At 58.7% G+C, this 552-nt stretch carries 1 protein-coding gene; it reads left to right on the forward strand.

The features are described 5' to 3' along the window. Positions 1 to 552, forward strand: a 552-nt coding sequence (locus ACR0DO_RS19565; RefSeq protein ID WP_480561116.1) for a DUF3095 family protein, incomplete at both ends; no start/stop codon positions are given.

Here is a 552-nt window from a genome sequence, read left to right on the forward strand (position 1 = left end):
GTCCAACGTTAAGGCGCAGCATGGGCAGATCGTTTCGCTGGTCGTGGAACCCACGCCGCACGCCACCGAGGCGGATTTTGCCGACCTCGCCCAATCGGTTCTGTCTGCAGCCGAAGGGTTGGAGCGCGCGGGTCATCCGGTACCGGAAAACGGCCCACCAATCGGATGGCCGCCACCTGGTCTGAGCATTGATGCCCATGTCTCGCGCGCCGGAGGCAGCGTCTTTGGTCAAATGCTCAAACTGTTGGTACAGAATTTGCTGATCGCATTGCTGTTTCGGTCCGGCAAACGGCTGGGTAACTTTGAGCCGGACCACTATAAACGGATGGTCAGCCGGAATGCGGATTATCGAAAGTTCGACGACGGGCTTAAAATGACGCTGGATTGCGATCCTGCGACGTTGGCGCAAATTCAGATGATGCTGGAACAAGCGCGCGGGCGCGGCAAGGTGCGTTATGGCTTGCACGCACAGGACGAGGCGATGATGACCTGTTTTGTGCCTCCAGCTACCCGCGATGACCACGTGCATTTCGTTGATGGCGCGTCAGGTGG

The sequence above is a fragment of the Ruegeria sp. AM9 genome, from assembly GCF_056540565.1.